The sequence below is a fragment of the Microcoleus sp. A003_D6 genome (genome assembly GCF_036702825.1).
GTDB lineage: Bacteria > Cyanobacteriota > Cyanobacteriia > Cyanobacteriales > Microcoleaceae > Microcoleus.
In genome coordinates, this window is record NZ_JAUBWA010000300.1 from 1 (window position 1) to 1,054 (window position 1,054).

The window sequence follows — 1,054 nt, forward strand, 5'->3', positions numbered from 1 at the left end:
GTTGCGAGACACAATCTTGTTAGCAACTTTCCATTGATACGCTTGGCGTTTATTACCAATCTTTTGATGAAATCTCCCAACTCTGATAGCCGCTTTTTTGCGGTTTTTGCTACCTTTGACCTTACGGCTAACTCGCCTTTGTCTAATTTTCAGAGTCCGCTTAGCTTTTTTGTTGGTTGCAAACTTGGGATTCTCGATTTGATGTCCATCAGAAAGGTGAACCAGCTTAGTTATTCCTAAATCGCACCCTATTACTTTGGGATTCTTACGCTTAAGTTTAGCACTGTATTCAGGTACAGATTTATCCTCTATTCTGAGGGAAATATACCAACCATTTTGACGTTTTCTAACCGTGCAAGCCTTGATGGTAAACCCATCTGGGATTGAGCGAGAGTTATGAAATCGCATCGGACCCAGTTTAGGGAGATAGATTTTATTGCCCTTTAGTTTGACGCCCATCACATAAGTAAAAGACGTAAAGTTGCTACGGTTTTTGAACCTGGGAAATCCTCTGCCTTCAAAGAAATTCTTGTAAGCAGTGTCTAAGCGTTTAACATTCTGCTGTAGAACTGTTGAATCTATTTGAGCATACCAAGGTCTAGCAATTTTCAATTCTGGCAATGCTGTAATTTGAATGTCCGCCGCACTTCTACGGGGATTTCTAGCCTTACCTTCTCGATCGAACTTATCGTCTTTCCAGGGATTTCCAGTTGCGCCACTTTTGCTAACGAAACAGGTTAACGGTGAAACTTCGCCATAAGTTCTAATATCGCAGTAGTCGCCTTGGATAAACTGTTGGTTGTATTGGGTAATTCTGTCATTTAGACACCAATTATAGTGACTTCTCAGCATATTTACCCAAGCCGACATTTTTAAGACTTGCGTTTGATTGGGGCGCAATTTGTAAATATAGTTTGTTAGCAATCTCACTCACCTCCTTGTTCATATCTTAATATAGCAGTCGCCTTTTAAATATTAAGAATTAAGAAAGATTCACGGCGGTTAAAACCGCCCGTGCCGCTTACATCTCATGGCTAAAGCCGATGAGTTTTCC

Annotated in this window: 1 protein-coding gene; it reads right to left on the reverse strand. The window is 40.7% G+C overall.

Translation table 11 applies throughout. From position 1 onward, the window contains the following. The coding region (locus tag QUB70_RS32570) for an RNA-guided endonuclease InsQ/TnpB family protein (RefSeq protein WP_332985936.1) at nt 1-930 on the reverse strand (930 nt) is incomplete at its 3' end. Nucleotides 931-1,054: the final 124 nt, after the last annotated feature.